This window comes from Aerosakkonema sp. BLCC-F183 (genome assembly GCF_041929145.1).
Classification (GTDB): Bacteria; Cyanobacteriota; Cyanobacteriia; order Cyanobacteriales; family Aerosakkonemataceae; genus Aerosakkonema.
Genome location: NZ_JBHFNU010000062.1, coordinates 129,223 through 155,034 on the forward strand (window position 1 = coordinate 129,223; position 25,812 = coordinate 155,034).

A 25,812-nucleotide genomic window follows, 5' to 3' on the forward strand; every position below is an offset into this window, starting at 1 on the left:
CGTCTAACCAGGTTTTATATTGAATAGCAGTCAAAATGCGATTCTTAACTGCAATATCCCGGTATTAAGTTTTTTAATAACTTATATAAAATAAATAAATAAAATGAGGTATTCAAACCCCTCATGTATGATTAGAAACAGTTTTAGAGTATTACTTTGTGCCATTCCATGAATTCTATCGATAAAAATAAAAACACATTTGCTGTTACAACACCGCTGTACTACGTAAACGACTTACCTCACATAGGAAGTGCTTATACGACGATCGCCGCAGATGCGATCGCTCGGTTTCAAAGGCTACGCGGAAAATCCGTGTTGCTGATTACAGGAACTGACGAACACGGGCAGAAAATTGAACGTACAGCACAAAGTCGGGGGAAATCGCCTAAAGAACACTGTGACGAAATTGCCGTTGGCTTTCAAGCACTTTGGCAACAGCTCGATATTCAGTACGATCGATTCAGCCGTACCACCGCCCCAAAACACGAAGCTATAGTCAAACAATTTTTTCAGCGCGTCTGGGACAAAGGCGATATCTACCAGAGTCAACAAAAAGGTTGGTACTGCGTTTCTTGCGAAGAATTTAAAGAAGAACGCGAACTCCTGGAAGGAAGGCGTTGTGCCTTACACCCAAACAAAGAGGTAGAATGGCGAGACGAGCAGAACTATTTCTTCCGGCTCTCCAAGTACCAAAGTCAACTCGAAGCTCTGTATCAAGAAAGACCCGATTTTATTCAGCCACAAACCCGGCGCAACGAAGTTCTCAACTTTGTCAGCCAAGGACTGCAAGACTTCTCGATTTCGCGAGTAAACGTGCAGTGGGGCTTCCCGGTGCCAGTTGACCCCAGCCAAACAATCTACGTTTGGTTTGATGCTCTGCTCGGTTATGTTACTGCTTTACTCGATCCGGATAGCGAACCTACCTTAGAGAATGCCTTATCAAAATGGTGGCCGATCGACTTACATTTGATTGGCAAAGATATTTTACGCTTCCACGCCGTTTATTGGCCTGCTATGTTGCTATCAGCCGGTCTGCCAATTCCATATCGAGTGTTTGGGCATGGTTTCATTACCGTAGACGGACAAAAAATGAGTAAAACGCTTGGCAATACGATCGATCCGGTTGCCTTAGTCAAGCGCTACGGTACAGATGCCGTGCGCTACTATTTCATGAAAGAAATTGAATTTGGGCGGGATGGCGATTTTAACGAAAAAGAAAGATTTATTCCCATACTCAATGCCGACCTGGCAAATGACTTGGGCAACTTGCTCAATCGCACCCTGAACATGGCACGTAAGTACTGCGGTGGCAAAGTACCGAATATCAGCGGTCAAGATATCCCCGCAGAGAATACCCTCAAAGTTATTGGCAGCGACTTGGGAGAAAAAGTCGCCCAAGCCTACGAAGCCCTCGCTTTCACCCAAGCAACTGAAGCCATTCTCACATTGATTCGCGCCGGCAACAAATACATTGACGAACAGGCTCCTTGGACACTGTACAAGCAGGGAAAACAGGAACTTGTAGAACAAGTACTGTACGCTGTTTTAGAATCAGTACGATTGGCTGCCTATCTCTTGTCACCGATTATCCCCAATATCAGCAACGATATTTATCGGCAATTGGGTTTTGATACGAACTTTAATGACAAAACACAAATTAATGTTTCAGCACCTTTCAACATCCATGCTAATTGGGGAACACTACCTAGTAGTCAGACTTTAGGCGAACCCCGACCCGTCTTTCAGAAACTGGAGTTACTGGAAACCGGTTCGTCAGAAGACAAATAAGCTATTAGGGATGCTAAAAATATTAAAAGATAGCATCAATTTTGATTTGATAACAAACGAGGCATAACAACCATGTTGAATAATTTGGAAAGAGATTCGCTATTCACACCAGAACAAGTTCTAGAAAATCGCGGTCGCGTTGCTATTTTTATAGATGGCTCGAATTTGTTTTATGCAGCTCTGCAACTGGGAATTGAAATCGACTACACCAAATTGCTTTGTCGATTAACTGCTGGCTCTCGACTGCTGCGATCGTTCTTTTATACTGGAGTCGATCGCACTAACGAAAAGCAGCAGGGTTTTCTACTGTGGATGCGCCGCAACGGCTACCGAGTAATTGCCAAAGACCTCGTACAATTGCCGGATGGTTCTAAAAAAGCTAACCTCGATGTGGAAATAGCTGTAGATATGATGGCCCTAGTCGGTTCCTACGATACAGCTGTTTTGGTAAGCGGAGATGGCGACCTGGCTTACGCAGTCGATGCAGTTAGTTATCGCGGCGTTCGCGTAGAAGTAGTGAGTCTCCGTTCGATGACCAGCGACAGTTTGATCAATGTGGCAGACCGTTACATCGACCTGGAAAATATCAAGGAAGATATCCAAAAAACTCCACGGCAAGGCTATACATACCGTCCGTTTTCTGGTATAGGTTTGCTGGACGATCCCAAAGATGACGAATAAGCAAATAATTAAAAATTAAAAGCTGCTTTCTAGATTTTTAATTTTTAATTGTTAAGGGGGCAAATTTGAATAAAAATAATCCTGACAAAATTGTCCCGCTCAAACTGTTTTTTTTGCTGACGCTCCTGTTGAGCTTAGTAGCTTGCAGGGGCGAAGGTCGTACAGCAAAAAAACTGGCTCAAGATAGTCAACTGGCGCAAGAAAGTGCGGGAAAAAGCGTTGAAGGTAGCTTGACCTTTAATGAGGTTACGCTCGATCGCGCTGATGAAAAGGGAAGTCCTGTATGGAAAATCAAGGCAAAACAAGCGGTATATAGCAATAACAACAAGATTGCACAAATTCAAAATCCGATAGGTGATTTGTTCCAGGATGGCAAGTTACTTTATCAAGTAACAGGACAACAGGGAGAAGTTCATCAAGATGGCAAGAAAATTTTTCTTAAAGGTCAAATTGTTGCGACCGATATCCAAAACGGCGTAGTCTTGCGCGGCAACGAGATGGAATGGCGTCCCCAAGAAGATCTTTTGATTGTCCGCAATCAATTGACTGGAACTCACAAACAAGTAGACGCATCAGCACAAGAAGCGCGAGCTTTTAGTCGGGAAAAACGAATAGAATTAATCGGTAATGTAGTAGCATTTGCCAAAGAGCAATCTTTACAAATGAGAACCGAGCATTTGACTTGGGAAATGCAAAACGAAAAAATGTATAGCAATCGCCCAGTTCAATTTTACCGATATATTGGCACAACGATCGCAGATCGAGGATTCGGCGATCGAGGAGATGTGGACCTCAAAAATAAAATTGCTACGTTGAAAAAAAACGGTCAGTTAGCGTTGTTAGATCCACCCCTCGATATTGCCAGTAATTTTTTAATTTGGAACGTTACAGGTAAAAAAGTAACTTCCGAAGAACCTGTGCGAATTTCGCATCGCGTCCAACAAGTGACCCTGACAGGCGATCGAGGTCGAGTCGATCTAGAACCCAAAATTGCTTATTTAAGTGGCAAAGTATTCGGTGTAGGAAAGCGTCCGCCATCCCAAATGCGAACGGATAACCTGACTTGGTATCTTCCTACAGAAACGTTTGAGGCTGTAGGCAATGTGTATTACAGACAAACTGACCCACCCTTGAGCTTAACTGGCCCCAAAGCCGTTGGCCAACTCAAAGACCAAACTATTGTCCTCAGCGGCGGTAGCAGTGGCGGTAGAGTCGTTACCGAAATAGTTCCCTAGAGGGTTTGACTTTTGACTTTTGACTTTTGACTTTTGACTTTCTCTCCCCTAGCCTCCAAACAGAATATCATTGCGAACTGTAGCTCCCAAACGACTGGCATCGCTGAAATTAGAGGGAGAAGGAAGAACGACTTTTGGTAAATCTGATGCTGCGCCCCATTCCTGAACCAATGATTGCAGAAATCGATCTTGACCGAGCCGAAGATTCGGGACATCGTTGCCTCGGTTGAGGATAGCAAACCAAACTAAACCGCGATCGCGTGTGGGAAAAACCCCAGCTAGCGCACTGACATCCCGTAGAGTACCCGTTTTTACGACCGCCGCATTCGGTATCTGCCGATGTATCATCGTACCGTCGCGATCGAAACCCGAAACTGGGAATAAGTCGGCAATGGTTAAGCCTACAGGCTGCAACTGGCGTTGAATCGCTTGTAACATCGCACAAACTGCTCTAGGAGAAATGCGATTGTCCGCTCCCAATCCAGATCCGTTGATCAGAAGAATTTCCGACTGGGGAACTCCAGCCGCTTCAGCAGCAAGCTCTCGCACAACAGCAGCGCCTCCCAAAGCAGTAGCCAGCATCTGTGCCATTTCGTTATTGCTATAAACATTCATATGCTTCAAGATTTGTGCCAAAGTAAGAGAGCGATGGCGCAATAATAAAATTTCTTGCGAATTATTACTTCCAACCTGGGATTTTTCCACAGAGAGGACTTTCACACCACCTGCGATCGCTACAAGCGGTTTGGGCGTTCCCTTCGGCATCGAAAAATGATATCTGAACGTAGTTCCTTTTGACCAACTCTTAGCATTTAGCGTTTCTCTGAACATTTGACCCGCCACAGCTGCTGTAGTGGTGTAATTCATATAGAAATTGCCTTTAATCACCAAATTGCCTGCAACGCGCTTGATCCCCAGACGATTGAGCGCATTACCGACAGCGATCCCTTCTTCCCAAATGAACAGCGGATCGCCACTGCCGATGACCACCAAATCCCCTTGCAACACACCATTTTTTATCGGCCCAGTGGCGGCAAAAAGCGTTTCAAACTGATGAGAAGGAGACCAGGTATTCAAACTGGCCAAAGAAGTGGCAATTTTGGTTAAAGAGGCAGCAGGCAGGGGCACAGTACCCTGATTGCTGGACAGCAGTACGGGCCCGGACTGAATCCACACACCTTGCGAATTGGTCGTCGAACCTTTTTTCGACAGTTCTTTTAGATATTGCTGCAATGCGATCGCAGTAGTCGGTTCTGGAGCCGCCGGTAAGACAAACCCAGGTGTACCGGGCCATGTCAGCGCCTGCACAGCATCTAGCTGGGAGCGTTCCATTCCTGCCATCGAAAGCCATGCAGACATTAACCCAGTGCTAAATAATTCCAGCATTTTTGACCATCCTTTACACTGAATCGGGCTGGGAGCATGAGCGATCGCTCAAAAAAGAGAGGCAGAGGCGTAGAGGCGGAGAAATTATCCATCACCCACAATCGATCGCTAATACCCAGATGAGTAATAATATCCGTCCTTTGAGTTCGATAACCAGATTTAGTTAATAACACAACAAATAGAACGCAGGACAGACTTTGCCAGGAAAAGAGCTTTTCTGTGTCTGTCACCATAAGAGCGATCGCTCAAATACATAAGTTCTGTGATGTTTGGGTGTGAGCCATCTGGTAAAATCTTTGAGGTTTCTATCACATCGATCAATGGGCTCGACTCGCGCACGGATTGCAATTGACGCTATGGGTGGGGATCACGCACCCGCCGAAATCGTCGCAGGCGCTCTGAGGGCAAGGGAAGAACTAGACGTGGAAGTGTTGCTGGTGGGAGATGAGCCTCAAATCCAATCTTTCCTGGGACAACACACAAGTTCTTTTCCGCTGGAAATTGTGCCGGCTGAAGGCACAATTGAAATGCACGAGGAGCCCCTGAGCGGCTTAAAACGCAAGCCCAAAGCTTCTATCAATGTTGCTATGGACTTGGTGAAGCAAAAACGGGCTGACGCAGTAGTTTCCGCCGGTCACTCCGGGGCGGCAATGGCAGCCGCACTGCTGCGTCTGGGAAGACTGCGGGGAATCGATCGCCCAGCCATTGGCGCGGTGTTTCCAACGATACTCGCTGGTAAGTCGGTGCTGATTTTGGATGTTGGCGCAAACGTTGACTGCCGTCCCAAGTTTTTGGAACAGTTTGCCGTCATGGGTTCGATTTACAGCAAGTACGTACTGGGAGTATCCGATCCGAAATTGGGATTGCTCAATATCGGCGAGGAAGCTTCCAAAGGTAACGATTTGGCACTCCGCACCCACGAGATGCTGGAAAATAATCCCAAAATTTCCTTCATCGGTAACGCTGAAGGTCGGGACGTTCTCTCCGGTCGATTTGATGTCATCGTTTGCGATGGCTTTGTGGGCAATGTCTTGTTGAAATTTGCGGAAGCTGTAGGGGAAATTATGTTGCAAATCCTGAAAGAGGAGTTACCTCAAGGATTGCACGGACAGTTGGGTACGGCTTTGCTCAAACCAAATCTGAAGCGGATCAAGCAGCGCATCGACCACGCGGAACACGGCGGCGGTTTGCTTTTGGGCGTTGCCGGAATTTGCATTATCAGCCACGGTAGCTCTCAAGCTCCTTCTATTTTTAACGCGATTCGCTTGGCTAAAGAAGCGATCGATAATCGGGTACTCGATCGCATTCAGTCGAGTTATCAAAAAAGTGCTGCACCAACGACTGATGGAGAATAATGTTGCAACAATCAGGGTTTGGTATTGCCATCACAGGCAGCGGTGCGGCTACACCGACGGCTTATCTCGATAATCAGAGTCTCGCTCAATTGGTGGAGACTTCTGATGAATGGATTACTACACGCACTGGTATCCGTCAGCGTCGTCTGGCGGCAGCATCCGACTCTTTGAGCTCTCTGGCTACTGCTGCCGCTGCTGAGGCGATCGCGATGGCTCAGATCGCAGCGGAGGATCTGGATCTGATTATTCTGGCTACCTCCACTGCTGACGACTTGTTTGGCAGCGCCAGTCAAATTCAGGCCCAACTGGGAGCAAGGCAAGCAGTGGCGTTTGACCTCACTGCTGCCTGTTCCGGTTTCGTGTTTGGCTTGGTCACGGCGGCCCAGTTTATCCGCACCGGTGTCTACCGCAATGTTTTGTTAATTGGAGCCGATATCCTCTCCCGTTGGGTAGATTGGTCGGATCGGCGCACCTGCATTTTATTCGGTGATGGCGCTGGGGCTGTCGTTATGCAGGCTTCCGAGTGCGATCGTCTGTTGGGTTTTGAACTTCGCAGCGATGGTAGTATGAATAACTGCCTCAATCTTGGCTATCGGGGACAGCCAAAATCACTCATTGAGGAAGTTAGCATCGCTCAAGGCGGTTATCAGCCCATCACGATGAACGGCCAAGAAGTATATCGCTTCGCCGTCAAAAGAGTGCCGGAAGTCATTGAAAAAGCCTTATATCGAGCAGATATAAGTGTTGACAAAGTAGACTGGTTGGTGCTGCATCAAGCAAACCAGCGCATTCTCGACGCTGTTGCCGATCGCCTCCACATTCCCTCTGACAAAGTTATCAGCAATCTCGCTCGCTACGGTAATACTTCCGCCGCTTCTATTCCCATAGCCCTTGATGAAGCAGTGCGTCAAGCCAAAATTAAACCTGGTGATGTGATTGCCGCTGCTGGTTTTGGTGCTGGTTTGACTTGGGGTGCCGCCATCTTCCAGTGGGGGTAAATGCAGTTGCCAAAAATCTAACTAATTATGCTCAATATTGGTCATTTTGATACCTAAATACCAATAATGAGCAATTTTTGGCGAGGGAGTTTTTGGGAAAGCCCTTTTCAGGGTATAATCACAATCATGTTGCTAGTGGAACGTCATATCATCACAAAAAACCATCCCTTCTGGTCAGAAATTGACTACTTGGCTTTTTTGTCGAAAAATTTGTTTAACCTAGCGAATTATCATTATCGTCAACACTTTTTTCAACACCACGAGAAATTAAACTTTAACCAACTTTACCACCTTCTCTCACAAACCCCAGACTACAAAGCCTTACCCACAAAAGTGAGTAAGCAAATTATCCGCCGATTAGATTCTGCCTGGACAAGTTATTTTCAAGCTGTAAAAACTTGGCAAATAAATCCGGAAAAATTCTTAGGTCAACCCCGAATTCCGGGATATAAACATAAAAGTAAAGGTCGCCATCTTCTCCCTTATCCTGACGAAGCTATCTCGAAAAAAGCCTTAAAAAAAGGAATTTGTCACCTGTCGATGAGCGAAATAAAAATTGCCACATTACAAAAGCAAATACAAGCAGCTAGGATTGTGCCGAAAAGCAGTTGTTATGTCCTAGAAATCGTTTATGAAAAAAATGAGGAGACAACGGATAATCAACAAATAGCAGGGATAGACTTAGGGGTTAATAACTTAATGGCTGTAACTACAAATCAAACAGGCGTCAGACCTCTTTTGATTAACGGCAGACCCCTAAAAGCGATTAACACCTTTTACAATAAACAACGTTCCGATTTACAATCTGTGCTAAAACTCAAGCAGAATCAAAACACCTCTCAAAGATTAAAAAATCTCACTCATAAACGGAACTGTCGAGTAGAAAATTATCTGCATACAGCCAGCAGAAGAGTCATAGATTGGTGTCAAGAGTATCAAATAGGAATCCTAGTAATTGGGCATAATCCAACTTGGAAACAATCAATAAATTTAGGGAGAAGAAATAATCAACAATTTGTGGATATTCCCCATTATAGGTTAATTGAAATGTTGACCTATAAAGCCCAATTAAAAGGAATTAAAGTCATCAAAACAGAAGAATCTTATACATCTCAATCTAGTTCTTTAGATGAGGATGTTCTGCCTAAATATGGGGAAAGAAAACCCGTGTTTCAGGGCCATAGAGTAGCGAGAGGATTGTATAAAACAGCCCAAGGTCGGTTATTAAATGCCGATGTGAATGGGTCATTGAATATGATGAGAAAAGTAATTCCTGATGTATTATACCAGGGAATAAAGGGTTTGCCGTTTAACCCTGTAGTGCTAGACCCACTACGAATGACTGGACCGAGTAGCCTTTGAGTAGGTTTGAGTAAGTTTCGTTGAGCGGTTAACATATTTGTAGGTGCCCGTATTCCAGGAGAATTCTCATGTCTTTAACCGTTGGCGATTTGGAAAAATTCCAAGCCCAACTGCCCTCAGAATATGAAGACTATAAACTGGAGTTGCAAGAAGGAAGTATTGTTCTAATGGGGCCATCAGATATCGTTTCTAGTGAAATTACCGCTCGCTTGATAGCACTTTTATTTGCTTGGGTCGAGCCAAGGAAACTAGGACGATTGTTTGATTCCAGCGGCGGTTTTATTCTACCGAATACTGACCTACGTGCCCCAGATGTTTCTTTCGTTTGTGCCGCCAGATTGCGCCAAAGTCCCCGTTCCTTTGGCGAGTTAGTTCCCGACTTGGTTGTAGAGATTAAATCTCGGACAGACCGAGTAAAAAAATTAGAGGAAAAAATTCAAATGTATCTGGAACTGGGAGCTAGATTGGGTATCCTCATTGACCCAGATAAGCTGACAGTAACTGTCTATCGCTCTGGTGGCGAACCAACAGTACTGAACAATGAAGATACTCTGACGATTCCAGAATTATTTCCGGGTTGGGAATTGGCTGTTGCTCAATTATGGCCTCCCGTATTTGATTAAAAATTTCAGATTGGATATATGGGAACTTGGGGAGCGGGTAATTTTCAAAATGATGGTGCGCTCGATTATTTATGCGATCTTGTCCAGCGGCTGGAAAAAGAAATTGAAAATTGCTTTATTGAGGACGATCGAGCCGATTTAGATGAAGATGGAGAAGCTGTTCTCATACCGAGCGTAGCCATCCTCTCCGTCTTGTGCGAAAAATTCAATGTCGCGCCACCTAAAGAAACAGTTATTAAGGAATGGCGAGAAAAATATCTGCGTATCTACGACGAGCAAATAGATAATCTTAGACCACGGGAAAATTACAAGCAAGAACGACGTCAAGTTATCGAAGACACTTTTGTAAAATTGGAAACGATCGCGCTTAGTTTTTATCGACGATAAATTTCGGTAGTCAAAATTTGCGATAATAACGATCCAAATTCTAGGTTAGCTAACGATGACTAAAACGGCATGGTTGTTTCCAGGACAGGGTTCGCAAGCAGTAGGTATGGGAGTGGATTTATTAGAATTGCCAGCTGCTAAAGCAAAATTCGATCGCGCAGAGCAGATTTTAGGCTGGTCAATTCCAGAAATCTGCCAAAAGGAGGAAGAACTATCGCGAACGCTTTATACCCAACCATGCCTTTATGTTGTTGAAAGTATTCTGGCTGACTTGATGCGCGAAAAAGGACAGCAACCCGACCTGGTTGCCGGTCATAGTTTGGGAGAATATGTTGCCCTCTACGCTGCTGGAGTGTTCGATTTTGAAGCTGGGTTGACTTTGGTCAAACGCCGTGCGGAATTGATGGATAATGCCGCTGGCGGGATGATGGCGGCGCTGATCGGGTTCGATCGCTCGCAATTGTCAGCTAAAATTCAAGAAATACCTGACGTTGTACTCGCCAACGATAACAGCGCCGCTCAGGTGGTGATTTCCGGAACCCCAGCAGCAGTAGAAGCGCTGCTATCCCAGGTGAAGGCAAAGCGTGCTGTCAAGTTGAATGTTTCCGGTGCTTTCCACTCCCCTTTGATGGCAGCACCTGCGGCAGAATTTGAAAAAGTGCTGGAATCTGTAGACTTTACTGATGCCAAAGTTCCAGTGCTATCTAACGTTGACCCGACACCAGCAGTGGCAGGGACACAATTGAAGCAGCGCCTTTCTCAGCAGATGACCGGTTCGGTACGCTGGCAGGAAATCTCGCTCGCTTTACCGCCAGAAGGGATCGATCGCGTGGTGGAAATTGGCCCTGGTAAAGTTCTCACAGGCTTGATTAAACGCACTTGTCCGGATATAGCTTTGCAAAATGTCAGCAATCTGACAGAGTTGCCCAATTAGAGGCGGAAAAACTGCTACGCTAATATTCTGATCGATTTGAGTGCTTGACCGAAAAAAAGAGGTTCAAGCCTCCCATTTCAAGGGGAATCATCAAAAAAACATTTTCCCAATTTTAAGCTCCGTCCTTTTGAGGCGAAGCCAATCCAAAATCCAAAATCCAAAATCGAGTGACGAAATTGTCTGCTGTGGTCAAAAGCCGGGAACCCTTTACCAGCTTATTGCTGTACCACTTGTTCAAGTGGTCGGTCGTTAGTCCCATGCTCCACGTTTACTTTCAGGGACGCATTAATGGTGCTGAAGCCGTGCCGCAAGAAGGGCCGCTAGTGGTGGTGAGCAACCACGCCAGCCACTTTGACCCACTGATTTTATCTTGTTGTCTGCGTCGGCCAATCGCCTTCATGGCTAAGGAAGAATTATTTAAAATCCCGATCTTAAAAGATGCGATTTTGCTGTATGGTGCTTATCCGGTGAATCGTCAGTCCGCAGACCGCAGCGCAATTCGTTCCGCACTCAAATATTTGGAGGACGGATGGGCTACGGGTGTTTTCTTGCAAGGCACTCGCACCCCAGACGGAAGAATTACCGAACCCAAACTCGGTGCTGCTATGATTGCCGCAAAGGCAAAAGTGCCTCTGCTGCCAGTGAGTTTGTGGGGTACGGAGAAGATTCTCCAAAAAGGCTCTCCTCTGCCTCGATTTACGCCTGTAACGGTACGTATCGGCCAGCTAATAGAGCCTCCCAGTTCCAGCAGTCGGGACGAATTAGAGTCTGTGACCCAAAAATGTGCCGTTGAAATCAATGCTCTGCATGACTTGGGCCGTTAAACCGCAGTGTTTATGTAGCCAGAGAGAGTTTTCTACCTAAAATAGCAAGCTAGAATAAGCCATAAATTAAGCAAGACTTTTTTATAAATGCAGGATCTAAAAGCAGAATTGTCAGAGACGCTGGATGAGGCAGAATGGGAATGGCTGATGCCCCACGCTCAGCGCGATCGCTTAATTGTAGTCTCTCTGGGACTTGACTTGGTGGATGTCGGGGTGGCCATAGCTAACGATGATGTTTTATCTGTCCAGCATTGGATTGGCGAGCAACTGATCTACAAACCGTCTCCCACTCAAATGGCCTCTTGGCAGGCAGACCGAACTAAGCGATTTAACGCTTTGATCGTGCAGCCTTACGTGCTGGTGCAAGAACCGTCAGTCCAAAACTGATGAAATACATTATCGGCAATTAATTGTTAATTGGGATTGGGTATTATGTAATATCCCTCTTACCCTCTATTTTAGCCAGGGTACACAATGAAACTGGAAGATAGCTCAGCTCGACCGCCCGATCCCCACAACATTCATGGGCATCTACCTGGAGATCGTATGAGTCAAATACCTGCAAAAAATCTCTGGGAACGGTTAAATAATTTGGCTTTGGTTCGCTTTTTGCTGCTGTTTGCGTCTGGCTGGGCGATCGTACAGTGTTTTGCCTATTTTCAAGAGATAATTGTAGTTTTTACCTTCGCTGCAATTGTAGCTTTTTTGCTCAGCTATCCGGTAAGATGGCTGCGACGTTTTATGCCTCATGGTGTAGCGGTTAGCTTAGTATTTTTGCTCAGCCTTTTGCTATTGGGTATTTTCACATTCACCGTGGGATTTGCGATTTTATCGCAAGGACAACAACTTTTGGAGAGCGTACCCAACTTTTTAAACTCTCTCATACCTTTAGTAGAAAGGCTGGAAAGTTATCTGCGTACCAGAAACCTGCAAGTCGATTTGCGTGCGATCGAAGAACCTTTGCGAAATCAAGCTTTAGTAGTTCTCGGTGCCAGTCTGGCTACTTCGCCTATATTGTTGACGAATTTAATCCACTTCATACTAATTGAAGTTGTCGCATTTTTTATGCTTTTAGATGGCAAACGACTGTGGAATTTTATCCTAAAAGTTGTACCGAAGCATCTGCGCGATCGCTTCACAGATATAGTGCAGCGCAACTTTTTAGGTTATTTTCGCGGACAGCTGCTCTTATCTATCTTTTTAAGCGCTTCCAGTTTCATAGTCTTCTTTATTTTACAAGTACCTTTCCCCTTAGTTTTGGCAGCCATAGCTGGAGTTTTTGACCTAATTCCTGGAATCGGAGCTACTTTAGGGATTATTTTAATTTGTTTATTTTTATTACCGCAGAGTATTTGGATGGCTATCAAAGTGTTAATAACTTGTATTGTACTTCAGCAAATACAAGATAACTTGATAGCTCCTCGTGTCATGCAAAACTCACTCAATCTTAACCCTGTTTTAGTATTTTTTGCATTATTAGTTGGCGCTAGAATAGCAGGTTTACTGGGAGTATTTCTAGCCATTCCGATTGCAGGAGTTGTTGTTACTTGGTTTGAAATAGAGGATATGAAAGCTATGAATTCGGAACAATTGTAAATCGCTATCTTAGATTTTAGGTGTGTGGGGAGCTAAGGCAAAAAGCTAAAATCTAAAATTGTTTGACTGCTGAATTAATAGGCTGACATTAGTGATGGTAAAAAAGTTTGCTGAAACTTGAACCAGTATTTCCAGTTGCTACCCAAAGAATTGCTCTCGCGCCATCGCGGATACTTTTTTCAATGGGTTCCGGTGTTTCACCAGAAGGCACAGGTACTGGCTTAAAAACTATTCCCCGACTTCCCAAAACAATCTCAGCCACAACTTGAGCGCGGCGCATATGGTAATCCGAAGTAATCAAGTAGACGCTGTTGACACCACGAGCTTTTAACTCATCAACTAAAGTGGTGAAATTAGTCACTGTATCTACAGCTTGTTCGTCCAAATGCAAGCGATTTAAGTCAACACCAGCTTTGACAAAAACCTTTTTGACGTAATTATTGTAGCTACCTGGGCCACCTGAAGAAATCCAGATATGCAAATTGGGATGTTGGCTGGCAAACTTTGCTGTAAATCTTTCTCGCTCCAATGCAGGAGTGGAACCACCTAACATTAAAACTGCCTGGGGTGGGTCTAGGCTTCTAACTTGTTTGTAGCCAAACCAAAGCACAATAGGAACCGTCAACGCTACCAAAAATCTACGCTTTGAGCGCGGTTTAGAAGGCGAGGTCTTCTTCAGTTTGTAACGTCGGTGACTGGGAGAAGTTCTTAAAACCATGCAGACAGTCAAGTGGCATTAATGATAAACAATAAGCTGAGGATTTTTGTCCTAGCCGTAGGTATGGCTCCCAGATTATCACCTTCAGCTTATTTTGAAATATTATTTTTAACTGCCATTTGATTTGTACGGGACTGATGGGACTTGAACCCATGACCTAGCGCTTCAGATTTGTGTGAGTTTCCCCACTCTCTGGACTATACCTTCACCATAGGCTGGAAGCCTTTAGGTGGTGGCCGTTATGTTTTGGGAAGTTTGCACTTTGTAGAGCATACTTTCGTGGATATAAGGCTCTATGAAAGATAAGAATCTTTTCCCCTCTCTAGTGCCCATTCTTAAACGGTAATAATTCTTGCTTTTATTCAGCCCCCACTTAAAACCCCATACTTCTGAGAAGTAAGAAATTACGATCTCATTATCTTCTTTGGGCAAATAAGTGTTGAGGGTAACTTCGAGAGCATGGATATTACCGTTTTTTTTCTTGAAGGACTTAGAACCATCATCCATGAACCATATAGCTATTCCTTGCAGGGTTAGGAGGTTAAGGAACTTTCTAGTTATAGTTTTAGTTCCTCCCTTATATAGCTTTTTAACTAAGACCCTGGTTAAAGGTATCAACTTAGGTTCTATGCGAATTAGGCTGTAGCCCTCCTTAGTTGTCCATCGGCGGATATTTACTGGTTTCCCTGTTATTTGTTCGAGAACTTTTTTCTTAAACAGAATATAGTCCTCTTGCTTATGTGAGTGCTGAAGCCAGAGGTTTTTTTTGTCTCTGCCCGCATCACCCAATAACATTCCTGCCAGGATACCACGCTGCTCTATTTTTGATGAGACATTGTAGTCCATCTTGTTGCACTTCCTAAAACCAGTCTCTGCACCTTCTTTACCCTTTTTAGGTAAAGCTTGGCTCAAGATTACCTTACCTGTTGTCAGACTTAGGCTTCCTTGACTTTGACCACATTCACTCGCAGAGTTTCCTCTAGGAGTGCCCGATATTTCAGGAGGCGCTCGCTCTATCCATCTGAGCTACAGCCCCAGATACAAAAACATGATAGCAGAAGAAATATTAATTAGACTGCCAGGATTTATCCCAAGGGCTGCCACCTGTTTCCAATCCACATAAAGAACTATTTGCTTTCAGGATGATTTTAGATTTGCCGTTGAGCCTTTCTCGCAGTTCCAGACTCAGCTGACCCCGCATGGTGTCCCGACAGGCGAATTGCAATCCCGTTTGAGTAGGCGCACGCAGAGGTGTTCCGGGTAGGTCGGTGATGCCAGTCAACTCTACTTCATAGTGGTTATTTTTAGCCTGCATCTGCCATCTACCCCAAGGTTGAATATCCCAGCTTACTTGTGAGTTCCAAGGCACGAATTCATAAAATTTGCCGCGATAGTGAATGCCTATCATCGCTACAGACTCCATCCACCACAGCAAGCCACGCCTACCGCCGCCTGCGGTGAGCGCGAGGTCTGGTTCGCCATCAAAATAATTACAATTTACCCAGAACCACTTTTGCGGAAAGGCACCGCCCCAGTTTTTTTCGCTGTAAGCTGGTGCGTCTGTAAATTCGTAGAGTTTGCCATTCCATTCGATCGCACCTGTCGCCAGTCCGTGAGCCATCAATATCTGCCATCCCGGTTCAAATATTGGTAAAAAAGACAAAAAGCCTGCTGTAGATTGCTGTTCTTCTCCTTTATTTCCCCAACCGTACACAGGCTTAATTTCATATTGCCAACGGCAATACCCAGCCGAACCGGGATCGCGAATCAAACCTTGATGCCAGGTAGCTGTTGCTTGATAGCCTTCTCGAATGTGGCGATCGAATTCTGCTGGGTCGAGAAACCGGGTTTCTTTGAAAAACGCGGTTTCTGAGTTGATTTTGCCCCAATGTCCCAAACCTAGCGCATCCCGCCACGCCCAAAATTTGTTTGGATCTGGGAAAGTGCGACAAATGTATTCATCATCGGGGCCAAGAATTTGGGCGGCACCGCCACTGTAGGGTTTACCGCCGATGGGGTCTTCGATCGAATACATGAAGGCGAAAGTTTGGCCCTGCTGCGGTAACGTGACGCGATAGTACCAACCTTCAAAAAAACGGCGATCGCTACCGTCCCAATGATAGCCGCTGTGAGGCGTTTGGATAGTTTTAGGCTTTGAGAAATCCGTTTTGAGTCGATCGAAGGAGTTTAGCATAGATTCAATTGAGCGACACCTTACCCAGTGTGAGCGCTTGCCATATTCAAGTTAGCAGTTAAGTGCGATCGCAGTAGGCCGAAAATATATTTGGGGAATACTTACCATCAGACGATATCGTTTGATTCTATTTGCCTATAAGCCACAGGACTGCCAAAATGTTGGCATTCTCTTCAGACAAAACTTTAATCAATCTAAAATCTAAAACTTAAAATTTCAAAAGGTTATGAGCTATTGCCTCCATCCAAATTGCCAAACCCGAACAAACGAAAGGCAAAGCTGTTTTTGCCAGCAAGCTATATAGTTTGGGAGTAACTTATATCCATCTGCTAACTCAAGTTTCTCCGTTCGATTTATTAGATATTGGTTCTTCCGTACTTAGTGTGCTAAATTATTAGGTTTTTGATTGCCTACAGCTTAGCTGGTCGCGGTTTCAAGGCTACTGATGCGCGATCGCAACGTTTCATAGCCGAAATAAGCGTGTAAATAAGTTCAAAACCTAACATAGCAAAGCCTAGAGGATAAATTTAAATGAATTTAGCACACTAAGTACGGAAAAGCCACAATTTTTAGTTAATAATCCTGCAAGCAATAAATTGAGTAAAGTGGTGGATAATTCGAGCGTCAATGCCACTAAAATACACTACCAATTGGCATCTAAGGTGTGGCAAGAATTAAATTCTAACTCAATAGCAGTAATTCCTTCAAATTGGTTTTATCAAAAATCCAGAAAACAAGGGTGGGCTTTTGCCCACCCTACAACTTTATTCAGCCGAACCTACGGTAGTGCGTGCAGCCGTTTGTGGTTCTTGGGCTTGCAGAGGTCGAGGTGTGGAAGTTTGTACGGATTCTTCCGCAGCCTTAGTCCATTCGGTGTGGAAGAAGCCTGGTTTGTCAATGCGTTCGTAGGTATGGGCACCGAAGTAATCGCGTTGAGCTTGGGTAAGGTTTTGGGGCAAACGATCGCGTCGGTAACTATCAAAATAATCCAACGAAGCGCTAAATGCCGGCACTGGAATTCCCAATTTTGCCGCCTGCGCGATCACTTCCCGCCACGCTTGCTGGCGATCCAAAATAGTTTGTTTAAACTCAGGAGCCAACAGCATATTAGGCAATTCGGGATTTTCCTTGAAAGCGTGTTTGATCTTATTCAAGAAACCAGCGCGAATGATACAGCCGCCCTTCCAAATCCGAGAAATTTCGCTCAGGTTAAGATCGTAAGAATAAGCTTTTGACGCCGAACTCAATAGAGCCATACCCTGAGCGTAAGAGCAGATTTTCGAGCAGTAAAGAGCATCCCGAACTTGGTTGACAAAGGTTTTCGTATCTCCTTCATACTTTCCGGAAGGCCCAGTTAAAACCGCAGCAGCTGCTACCCGTTCTTTCTTATAAGAAGACATAATCCGAGCATTAACTGCCGCCGTAATTGTAGGAATAGCGACGCCCAATTCCAAAGCACTTTGTACCGTCCAGCGACCGGTGCCTTTTTGTCCAGCCGCATCCAAAATCATTTCAACCAGTGGCTGATTGGTATCGGGATCGATGTAGTTGAAAATATCTGCCGTAATCTCAATCAAAAACGAATTGAGTTCTTCAGTAGTATTCCATTCGGCGAAAACTTCGTGCAGCTGCTTATGGTCTAGTCCCGCCGCATTCTTGAGCAGATCGTATGCTTCCGCAATCAATTGCATATCGCCATACTCAATGCCGTTATGCACCATTTTGACATAGTGACCGGCACCAGCGGGGCCGATATAGGTCACGCAGGGGCCATCATCCACCTGCGCGGCAATTTTAGCGAAAATAGGCTCTAGGTATTCGTAAGAGCTTTTTGTACCTCCTGGCATCAAGCTGGGGCCATTGAGCGCTCCTTCTTCACCGCCGCTAACGCCCATACCGACAAAGCGGAAACCGGCTGGTTCTAATTCGCGGGTACGACGGGCGGTATCATCAAACAAAGAGTTACCGCCATCGATGAGAATATCCCCCTCTTCCAAATAAGGTTTGAGCTGGTTAATCACGGCGTCTACAGGCCCACCTGCTTGCACCATGATTAAGATTCTACGGGGACGTTCTAGAGATTTTACAAAGTCCTCAATGGTATAAGTGGCTACAACATTTTTACCTTGAGCCCGTGTCGCCATGAAGGCATCTGTTTTCTCTTTTGTGCGGTTGTAGACTGAGATCGGAAAACCGTTGCGTTCGACGTTCAGCGCCAAGTTTTCACCCATGACGGCTAAACCGATCACACCAAAGCTTTGTAGTGCCATAAGACTTTTTGCTAACTCTTCTTTTGGGTTAGTTCACCTTCAGGGTAGCCCGATCCCCCAATCTTGTCCTGGAAGAAGAAATTAAGACTTTTGAGAGGGAGAGTGGGGGAGTGGGGGAGTGGGGGAGCGGGGGAGCGGGGGAGCAGGGGAGCGCAAAGATATTCTTAATTTTGACTTTTGACTTTTGACTTTTGACTTTTGACTTTTGACTTTCCCTCTTTCTCAGTTTCTTGGAAACAGAAAACTTGTGAATGTGCCCTACAAGGTAAAATGACCGAGTAGAAGTCGTTAGACACCGCAGGGGGGTTCGGCCATATGCTTACGTACATATTGGCACTAGCTGTCGGCCTTGGTAGCTTGGGCATTTATCTTGCCGCTTTCTTCTTGCCAGAAGTCCACCGCAAGAGTGATTTTTATTGGAGTGGAATTGGATTATTTTATGCTCTGATGTTATGGGTGTGTGCCGGACGGATTACCGGCGGTGTCCTGATCGGGCAAATAGCTGGCGTTGCGCTTTTAGGTTGGTTTGGTTGGCAAACCTTGACATTGCGGCGGCAACTGACTCCTGTCGATCGCCAGACAGAAATACCCAGCGGCGAAGTTGCCGCAGAAAAGGTTCTCGCCCAAGTAGATTCTCTCAAAGGCAACCTACAATCGAAATTCTCAAATGTATCCGTTCCTCAAGGTGTTTCCCAGCTACCTCAAAGGATCGGCGGGTTGTTCGCGAGCGCTAAAAACCAAGTTCAGGCAAGGCTGTCTGCACCAAAGAAGCCGAAAGCTAAGCCAACTGTTGTAAAGACGCAGCCTCCCAGTCGCCCTGTCGCCCCAGGAGAAGCGCTGGATGCGGACTTGGAAGCTGAAGCGATCGCTCCCGGAACTCCCACAGTAGAGACACCCCAAACAGATTGGCAAGCTTGGGTAACTACCTCAACACCGCCAGCGGAAACGCTGAAAACTTACCCGGAAGCTGATTCCGCTGAATCATCGAATCGCATCGAAAACATCGCTCCGGAGATAGAAATAGCCCCACCAGCCGAACCGCTGGGGATAGGAGATCCTGCCGATCGAAAGTCATCGGCATCTGACATTTCTGACGCTACAGCGTATGTCCCATCCCAGCCTTCTCCAGCAGGTGATATACCGGAATTGAAGCGACCCCATCCACCTTCTCCGGAAGTGGTGGAAGAAGCTACAGGGATCGCGGAGAAGGAAGCGGGAGAGGGAAAAGGGACTGGGGGCTAGGGACTAGGGGCTAGGGAAAAGGGACTAGGGGCTAGGGGAAAGGGAAAAGGGACTAGGGGCTAGGGAAAATATTAAATTAATTCTTCTGCTCCCCCGCGACCCCGCGACCCTGCTCTCTATTACTTTGACTCTTGGCCTTTTTTGCAGACGCTAACAACTCCGGCACCGTCACAAATTTGTAGCCGCGCTCTTTGAGAGTGGTAATAATTTTCGGTAATGCCTGCACGGTGGCCGATCGATTGCCGCCGCCGTCGTGCAGCAGCACAATGCCGCCAGACTTGGGGAAATTTAGCACATTTTTGGCAAGTTTCGATGCTTGGTGGACGCGGTAATCGCGGGAGTCAACCGACCACATCAAGATGGTATATTTTTTCTTTTTTGCGTAAGTGACGACCCCGTTGTTCAAAATGCCACCAGGGGGACGAAACAGCAAAGTTTTCACGCCAGTTGTTTCGTAAATCAGTTCATCCGTCTCGTCAATTTCTCGTGCGGCAGTTGACGAATTCATCTTACGGGTAGAGTGATCGAATGTATGGTTGCCAATGGCGTGACCGTCAGCTACAACTTTTTGGGCAACTTGGGGATATTGTTTTAAATGCTTCCCGATCCAGAAAAACGTGGCTTTAATATTGTGTTTTTTGAGGATTTCCAGGATTTGCAAGGTGGTGTTTTGCCAGGGGCCATCATCAAATGTGAGAGCGATCGCTTTCTCGTTTCGTTCTGGTTGTACTTCATGAACAATTTGCCCTTGAAATTGGGCTGGTGCTGAAAATACAAGCTTTTTGCTTTCTTCTTCTTTCGCTGTCGGTGGCGAAGCTACAGGTGTGGGGGACACATCTACGGTGCTTAAAGTTTCAGATTGCGGTTCTGTAGTGGGAGTGTTTGCAGCTTTGTAGTTGTTGGCTTTGTAGATAAAGATAAAGCTGGCAAGTGCTAAACAACACAGAAAGATAGAACGAAAAATTTTAAAGTTAATGCCATCTGTGTGTTTTTTGCTACGGCTACTTAGTTTAGAAGTGTTTTGTAATTTACCGCCGTTAGCCTGGGTGACCAGTCGCACAGACTGTTTCCAAAGCACATCTCTATATCCGGCAAGACTTGCGATAATTTCGATGATTTTTATATATTTGGAATTCAGTTTGCCCAGCCGATCGCAGATGTACCGCAGCAAGCGATCGCGTAATTTCTGGCGATCCGCTTGGTTTTGAGGTAACCAAGGCAATTCCACAAAGATTTGCAAACTGCCGTTGCGAGCCGCTTGGACGCGCACGTAAATGTCTTGAGAAACTAGAAGGCTGTTAATCCAGTAAGCGATCGCTTGGGTGTTGCCCAGTTGGGCTAGCTCAAAGATAGACACTCGATCTTGGTAATCTTGATAATTTGAATACACTGATTGCTCCTCAAAACACCGTTGCCAACAATACCAGATTGCTGTCTAAACCGTAACTTTCGCGATCGATTGTGCCACATCAGTCGTAAAACTCAGCCAAAAACTCAAACCTCGATCTTTCCTCCCCTTGAAGGTAGGTGAATTTCTCAAGGATAATGGTTGCAAAACGTCTTCACTATATTCCGGTATCCCACTGTGACAGAATCTAAAACCTATAAAGATACCGTCAATCTGCCCAAGACCCAGTTTGATATGCGGGCGAACGCTATCAAGCGGGAACCGCAGCTGCAAAAATTTTGGGCAGAACATAAAATTTACGAAAAACTGTCGCAAAACAATCCGGGCGATATTTTTGTTTTGCACGACGGGCCACCCTACGCCAACGGGTCGCTGCACATGGGTCACGCCCTGAATAAAATTCTCAAAGACATTATCAATAAGTATCAGCTGCTCGGCGGGCGCAAGGTGCGTTACGTTCCAGGTTGGGATTGCCACGGCTTACCGATCGAACTGAAAGTTTTGCAGGATATGAAAGCAGCCGAACGGCAAAACCTCACACCCTTGGAACTGCGCCGCAAAGCCAGAGACTTCGCCCTCAAAACAGTGGACGAACAACGCGAAGGCTTCAAGCGCTTTGGGGTCTGGGGCGATTGGGACGATCCCTATTTAACCTTGAAACCGGAATACGAAGCCGCACAAATCGGCGTTTTCGGTCAAATGTTACTCAAAGGATACATCTATCGCGGTCTCAAGCCAGTTCACTGGAGTCCGAGTTCCAAAACGGCTTTGGCAGAAGCAGAATTAGAATATCCGGAAGATAACCAAGGTCGTCCCACTCACACGTCGCGCAGCATCTACGCCGCTTTTCCGATGGTCAGTTTGGCTCCGCCGTTAAGATCGGCGTTGGAGCAATATTTGCCGGAGTTGGGAGTGGCTATCTGGACGACGACTCCCTGGACAATTCCGGGAAATTTCGCTGTCGCAGTTAACCCCAACCTCAGCTATGCAGTGGTGGAGGTTAGCCCAAACTCAGCCGGGGAAATACCAGGGAAGTTTAAATATCTGATCGTCGCCGCAGATTTGGTAGAGCGGTTGTCGTCGATTCTGGGAGTTGAGTTAACCGTGAAGGCGACGGGTTCCGGTAAGTCGCTGGAAAGTTCTACCTACCGTCACCCCCTGTTCGATCGCGAAAGTCCGATCGTCATCGGCGGCGATTACGTTACCACGGATTCGGGTACGGGATTGGTACATACAGCTCCGGGTCACGGTCAAGAAGACTATCAAGTCGGTCGGCGTTACAATCTGCCGATCCTCGCGCCAGTTGATGATGATGGCAATTTCACAAAAGAAGCCGGACAGTTTGTCGGTTTAAACGTTTTGGGTGATGGTAATGCTGCTGTCATCAAAGCTTTGGCAGAAGTGGGTAGCTTGCTGAAGGAAGAACCCTACGTCCACAAGTATCCTTACGATTGGCGCACGAAAAAACCGACGATCTTTCGGGCTACGGAACAGTGGTTTGCTTCTGTGGAAGGTTTCCGGGAAGAGGCGCTTAAAGCGATCGCATCTGTAAAATGGATTCCTGCTCAAGGAGAAAACCGCATCACGCCAATGGTGGCCGATCGCTCTGACTGGTGTATCTCCCGTCAGCGCAGTTGGGGTGTGCCAATTCCCGTTTTCTACGATGAAGAAACCGGCGAACCGCTACTAACTGAAGAGACGATCGCTCACGTCCAACAGATTGTGGCCGAAAAAGGCTCCGATGCTTGGTGGGAACTCTCCGTACCAGAACTGCTGCCCCCCCAGTACCGCGAAAACGGTCGCACCTACCGCAAAGGCACCGATACGATGGATGTCTGGTTCGACTCCGGTTCGTCTTGGGCGGCGGTGGCAAAACAGCGACCGGAATTAATCTACCCAGTCGATATGTATCTGGAAGGCTCGGATCAGCACCGAGGTTGGTTCCAGTCCAGCTTATTGACAAGTGTGGCAAATAATGATATGGCACCATATAAAACGGTGCTGACCCACGGTTTTACCTTGGACGAACAAGGCCGCAAAATGAGTAAATCGCTGGGGAATGTCATCGATCCAAGGGTGGTAATTGAGGGCGGTAAAAATCAAAAAGAAGAGCCGCCTTATGGTGCTGATGTGTTGCGTTTGTGGGTGTCTTCGGTAGATTACTCTTCTGATGTGCCGATCAGTAAAAACATCCTCAAGCAGTTGGGAGATGTCAGAAACAAGATCCGCAATACGGCGCGTTTCTTGTTGGGTAATTTGCACGATTTTGACCCAGCAAAAGATGCAGTTCCTTACGATCGATTGCCGGATCTCGATCGCTATATGCTGCACCGCATGACAGAGGTGTTTGCAGAAATCACAGAAGCGTTTGAAAGTTTCCAATTCTTTCGCTTTTTCCAAACGGTGCAGAATTTCTGCGTTGTGGATTTATCCAACTTTTATTTGGATATGGCGAAAGATCGGCTTTATATCAGCGCACCCGATTCTTTCCGCCGACGCAGCTGTCAAACGGTACTAGCTATTGCTGTGGAGAATTTAGCACGAGCGATCGCACCCGTTCTGTGCCATATGGCAGAAGATATCTGGCAGTATCTACCTTATCCGAAGCCTGCCGAATCTGTATTTGAATCCGGCTGGGTTAAATTAGATGAACGGTGGAAAAATCCCGAATTGGCTGCATTTTGGCAAGAATTGCGGCAGATGCGGGGTGATGTGAATAAGGTAATGGAACAAGCGCGAAAAGCTGATGCGATCGGTTCTTCTCTGGAAGCAAAAGTGTTGCTCTACGTTGAAGATGCAGAGTTACGCCAACGCTTGCAGGATATGAATCCTACAGTTGAGTTACCAGCAGAAATCGCAGCAGGAGAACTTGAAGAAGAAGAAACAGAAATACCGATTCAGGTAACCACAAAAGAAACATACAGTGAGCAATGGAACCAGTTTTCGGATCGTGTATCTGCTGTGGTGTCTGAATGGGTAGATAATTTGGGCGAAGTTCTGCAAGACAACCAAAAACTGCTGACAAGTCTCGGCTTAATTGTCGCAGTGGTAGCCTTGCTTTATGCGATCGCCTCCATGTTAAACGCCGTTAATCGCATCCCGGCGCTAGAACCTTTATTTACACTGGTTGGAGTTATCTACTGCTTGCGTTTTGCAAGTCGTAATTTGCTCAAAGTAGCGGATCGGGAAGTTTTATTCGATCGCATTCAATCCTTCAAAGATGAGGTAGTCGGTAGAACTACCCCACGGGAAAAAGCGATCGTACAAGCAGCAGATAGCATTACAGTAACTACAGAAACACTTGTCGAAACTTTGCCTGCAATATCTTCACAAGATAGCGATCTCGCCAATATCGCAAATAAGGGTGTGGACGAACTGCGTTACTTGTTTATTGCTTCTCAAGTAGAACTGCTAGACTCGCCAGATCCTTTGTCAGGAGTCGAGTACAAAGGACAGTTTGACGGTGTAACTGTGGGTATAGTCAAAGCAGAAGGAGAAAAGTGCGATCGCTGCTGGAACTACTCAGTTCATGTAGGCAAATCAGCACTGCATCCCCTCTTGTGCGAACGTTGTATTCCCGCACTACGCGGCGAATTTTAAAAGGGGCATAGTAGCTTAGTAGGTTGGGTTAAGGTAACGAAACCCAACCTATTGTTTTCAAGGCATCCCCTGTTTATAAGGATTAGCTGAGGCTTGCAACTACCGATACAACCGGACACCATATCAACCCTCATTCTCCCAAATCAAACTTGGCTGGGTTTTGCTTCACCGTAGTAATAACGCTGATCTTTTGTAAAAATTCTTGCGTTAATTGGGTGAAGGCTTTAGCACCAGAAGAGTTGGGATTCGATAGAACAACCGGCATAAAAGTATCGACAGCTTTCGAGACGCTGACATCAACTGGTATGCGAGTTTTGAATAGTTTTGTAGCGCTGTAATCTTCATTGACTCGGCGCATCACTTGCTGGTAATACCTTCCCGTTAGCAAACTACCGGACATCGTAAAGACAATTCCCAGCAATTGAATATTGACCGGATCGTCTTTATGAATTTCTCTCTGTTGGGCAAGTCGTCTTTCCAGCAACTGAATACCGATCACGGATAATGGTTCTGGCTTGGCAGGTAATATATAAAAATCGCTCGCCAAAAGACCGCTACGAGTTAAGAGATTATACCCTGGCGCACAATCGAGGATGATAAAGTCATAGTCTTTAATGACTGGAGTTAAAATGTGTTGTACCAGTCTTCTTTCAAAGCGAATCCAAACTTGTTCAAAGTTATTTTGGCCTCCATGAATTGCTTTTTCATAGAGCATTTCCGATACTAAAAATTCGTCATAAAGATCGAGATCTCCCGGCAATAAATCCAGATCTTTAATCGAACAAATATAAGGGCAAATTACATCCTGAATAGGTATCGATAATTTAATATCGGGTTTGATTGCCTTGTTTACCAAATGCCTAAGCGTTCTTTTGTCTCTCCGGCGCTTAGAAAAGTCCTGTGGGGACATCAAGCTGAGAGTGGCACTGATTTGATTGTCCAAATCGACCACCAAAACCCGCTTACCGAAATCTTTTACTAAACTGGCGGCCAAGTTTACGGTGAGGGTCGTCTTACCGACGCCGCCTTTCATGTTGGCAGTGGAAATGATATATCCCATTCGTTCTGTCCTCTCAAGATGACGCCCTACATAGCAAGGTTGGTCTAGGTATTCTGGCAATCCCAGGATGGATGCTTAATTAAATTTAATATCTTTGGGCACGGGGCAAAAGGGCGTTAGCTACTGAAATCTTCCCACGGAGGTAGACGAA

General features: G+C 45.8%; 22 protein-coding genes. 14 read left to right on the forward strand and 8 right to left on the reverse strand.

From position 1 onward, the window contains the following. Nucleotides 1-168 precede the first annotated feature (168 nt). From metG to lptC, 3 genes are all read left to right on the forward strand, one after another. Complete coding sequence (gene metG / locus ACE1CD_RS18530) at nt 169-1,788, forward strand: methionine--tRNA ligase (protein WP_374825988.1); 1,620 nt, start codon at nt 169-171, stop codon at nt 1,786-1,788. A 72-nt stretch (nt 1,789-1,860) separates the two neighbouring features. Then, nucleotides 1,861-2,469: an NYN domain-containing protein gene (locus tag ACE1CD_RS18535; RefSeq protein WP_190465949.1), complete on the forward strand. Its 609-nt coding sequence runs from the start codon at nt 1,861-1,863 to the stop codon at nt 2,467-2,469. 65 nt (nt 2,470-2,534) lie between these two features. Further along, nucleotides 2,535-3,704 (forward strand): LPS export ABC transporter periplasmic protein LptC, encoded by a 1,170-nt coding sequence (gene lptC / locus ACE1CD_RS18540; protein WP_374825989.1) that lies wholly within the window; start codon nt 2,535-2,537, stop codon nt 3,702-3,704. Nucleotides 3,705-3,752: 48 nt separating this feature from the next. On the opposite strand, the gene ACE1CD_RS18545 is transcribed toward lptC, so the two are convergent. Together ACE1CD_RS18545 and ACE1CD_RS18550 are read right to left on the reverse strand one after the other, a co-directional pair. Further along, nucleotides 3,753-5,090 (reverse strand): D-alanyl-D-alanine carboxypeptidase, encoded by a 1,338-nt coding sequence (locus ACE1CD_RS18545; RefSeq protein WP_374791448.1) that lies wholly within the window; start codon nt 5,088-5,090, stop codon nt 3,753-3,755. Beyond that, complete coding sequence (locus tag ACE1CD_RS18550) at nt 5,063-5,323, reverse strand: hypothetical protein (RefSeq protein WP_374791451.1); 261 nt, start codon at nt 5,321-5,323, stop codon at nt 5,063-5,065. Before ACE1CD_RS18550 ends, ACE1CD_RS18545 begins: the two co-directional genes overlap by 28 nt. 87 nt (nt 5,324-5,410) lie before the next feature. On the opposite strand from ACE1CD_RS18550, the gene plsX reads away from it, so the two are divergent. The 9 genes from plsX to ACE1CD_RS18595 all read left to right on the forward strand — a co-directional run bounded on the left by plsX (nt 5,411) and on the right by ACE1CD_RS18595 (nt 13,169). Then, a complete protein-coding gene (plsX, locus tag ACE1CD_RS18555; protein WP_374791453.1) occupies nt 5,411-6,445 on the forward strand; it encodes a phosphate acyltransferase PlsX in 1,035 nt (344 codons plus the stop codon). After that, nucleotides 6,445-7,443 carry a beta-ketoacyl-ACP synthase 3 gene (locus ACE1CD_RS18560; RefSeq protein WP_374791455.1) on the forward strand — a complete coding sequence of 333 codons (999 nt, stop codon included), beginning with the start codon at nt 6,445-6,447 and terminating at the stop codon, nt 7,441-7,443. Before plsX ends, ACE1CD_RS18560 begins: the two co-directional genes overlap by 1 nt. 66 nt (nt 7,444-7,509) lie before the next feature. Further along, a complete protein-coding gene (locus tag ACE1CD_RS18565) occupies nt 7,510-8,805 on the forward strand; it encodes an RNA-guided endonuclease InsQ/TnpB family protein (protein WP_374825990.1) in 1,296 nt (431 codons plus the stop codon). A 68-nt stretch (nt 8,806-8,873) separates the two neighbouring features. After that, on the forward strand, nt 8,874-9,428 hold the full coding sequence (locus ACE1CD_RS18570; protein ID WP_374791459.1) for a Uma2 family endonuclease: 555 nt from the start codon (nt 8,874-8,876) through the stop codon (nt 9,426-9,428). Between the two features lie 18 nt (nt 9,429-9,446). After that, nucleotides 9,447-9,815, forward strand: coding sequence for a DUF4259 domain-containing protein (locus ACE1CD_RS18575; RefSeq protein ID WP_374791461.1), 369 nt, complete (start codon nt 9,447-9,449; stop codon nt 9,813-9,815). 55 nt (nt 9,816-9,870) lie between these two features. Further along, nucleotides 9,871-10,749 carry an ACP S-malonyltransferase gene (gene fabD / locus ACE1CD_RS18580; RefSeq protein ID WP_374825991.1) on the forward strand — a complete coding sequence of 293 codons (879 nt, stop codon included), beginning with the start codon at nt 9,871-9,873 and terminating at the stop codon, nt 10,747-10,749. Nucleotides 10,750-10,934: 185 nt separating this feature from the next. Further along, a complete protein-coding gene (locus tag ACE1CD_RS18585) occupies nt 10,935-11,573 on the forward strand; it encodes a lysophospholipid acyltransferase family protein (protein ID WP_374791501.1) in 639 nt (212 codons plus the stop codon). An 87-nt stretch (nt 11,574-11,660) separates the two neighbouring features. Then, a complete protein-coding gene (locus ACE1CD_RS18590; protein WP_374791465.1) occupies nt 11,661-11,960 on the forward strand; it encodes a DUF2288 domain-containing protein in 300 nt (99 codons plus the stop codon). Between the two features lie 87 nt (nt 11,961-12,047). Then, nucleotides 12,048-13,169, forward strand: coding sequence for an AI-2E family transporter (locus tag ACE1CD_RS18595; RefSeq protein ID WP_374791467.1), 1,122 nt, complete (start codon nt 12,048-12,050; stop codon nt 13,167-13,169). Between the two features lie 88 nt (nt 13,170-13,257). On the opposite strand, the gene ACE1CD_RS18600 is transcribed toward ACE1CD_RS18595, so the two are convergent. The 4 genes from ACE1CD_RS18600 to gndA form a co-directional block, all read right to left on the reverse strand. Beyond that, nucleotides 13,258-13,794: a YdcF family protein gene (locus tag ACE1CD_RS18600; protein WP_374791469.1), complete on the reverse strand. Its 537-nt coding sequence runs from the start codon at nt 13,792-13,794 to the stop codon at nt 13,258-13,260. Between the two features lie 318 nt (nt 13,795-14,112). Continuing rightward, on the reverse strand, nt 14,113-14,799 hold the full coding sequence (locus ACE1CD_RS18605) for an LAGLIDADG endonuclease (protein ID WP_374791471.1): 687 nt from the start codon (nt 14,797-14,799) through the stop codon (nt 14,113-14,115). A gap of 154 nt (nt 14,800-14,953) precedes the next feature. After that, entirely contained in the window at nt 14,954-16,081 is a 1,128-nt protein-coding gene (locus tag ACE1CD_RS18610; protein ID WP_374791473.1) for a tocopherol cyclase family protein, read from the reverse strand. A 764-nt stretch (nt 16,082-16,845) separates the two neighbouring features. After that, entirely contained in the window at nt 16,846-18,351 is a 1,506-nt protein-coding gene (gene gndA, locus ACE1CD_RS18615; protein ID WP_374791475.1) for an NADP-dependent phosphogluconate dehydrogenase, read from the reverse strand. 315 nt (nt 18,352-18,666) lie between these two features. Between gndA and ACE1CD_RS18620 the strand changes: the two genes are divergently transcribed. Further along, complete coding sequence (locus ACE1CD_RS18620) at nt 18,667-19,593, forward strand: Ycf66 family protein (protein ID WP_374791477.1); 927 nt, start codon at nt 18,667-18,669, stop codon at nt 19,591-19,593. Nucleotides 19,594-19,669: 76 nt separating this feature from the next. Here ACE1CD_RS18620 and ACE1CD_RS18625 read toward each other — a convergent pair whose 3' ends face one another. Beyond that, nucleotides 19,670-20,983 (reverse strand): polysaccharide deacetylase family protein, encoded by a 1,314-nt coding sequence (locus ACE1CD_RS18625; RefSeq protein ID WP_374791479.1) that lies wholly within the window; start codon nt 20,981-20,983, stop codon nt 19,670-19,672. Nucleotides 20,984-21,178: 195 nt separating this feature from the next. Here ACE1CD_RS18625 and ileS point away from each other — a divergent pair, with 195 nt between their 5' ends. Continuing rightward, nucleotides 21,179-24,601: an isoleucine--tRNA ligase gene (ileS, locus tag ACE1CD_RS18630; protein WP_374825992.1), complete on the forward strand. Its 3,423-nt coding sequence runs from the start codon at nt 21,179-21,181 to the stop codon at nt 24,599-24,601. Between the two features lie 130 nt (nt 24,602-24,731). On the opposite strand, the gene ACE1CD_RS18635 is transcribed toward ileS, so the two are convergent. Further along, nucleotides 24,732-25,661: a ParA family protein gene (locus ACE1CD_RS18635; protein ID WP_374791483.1), complete on the reverse strand. Its 930-nt coding sequence runs from the start codon at nt 25,659-25,661 to the stop codon at nt 24,732-24,734. Between the last annotated feature and the right edge of the window lie 151 nt (nt 25,662-25,812).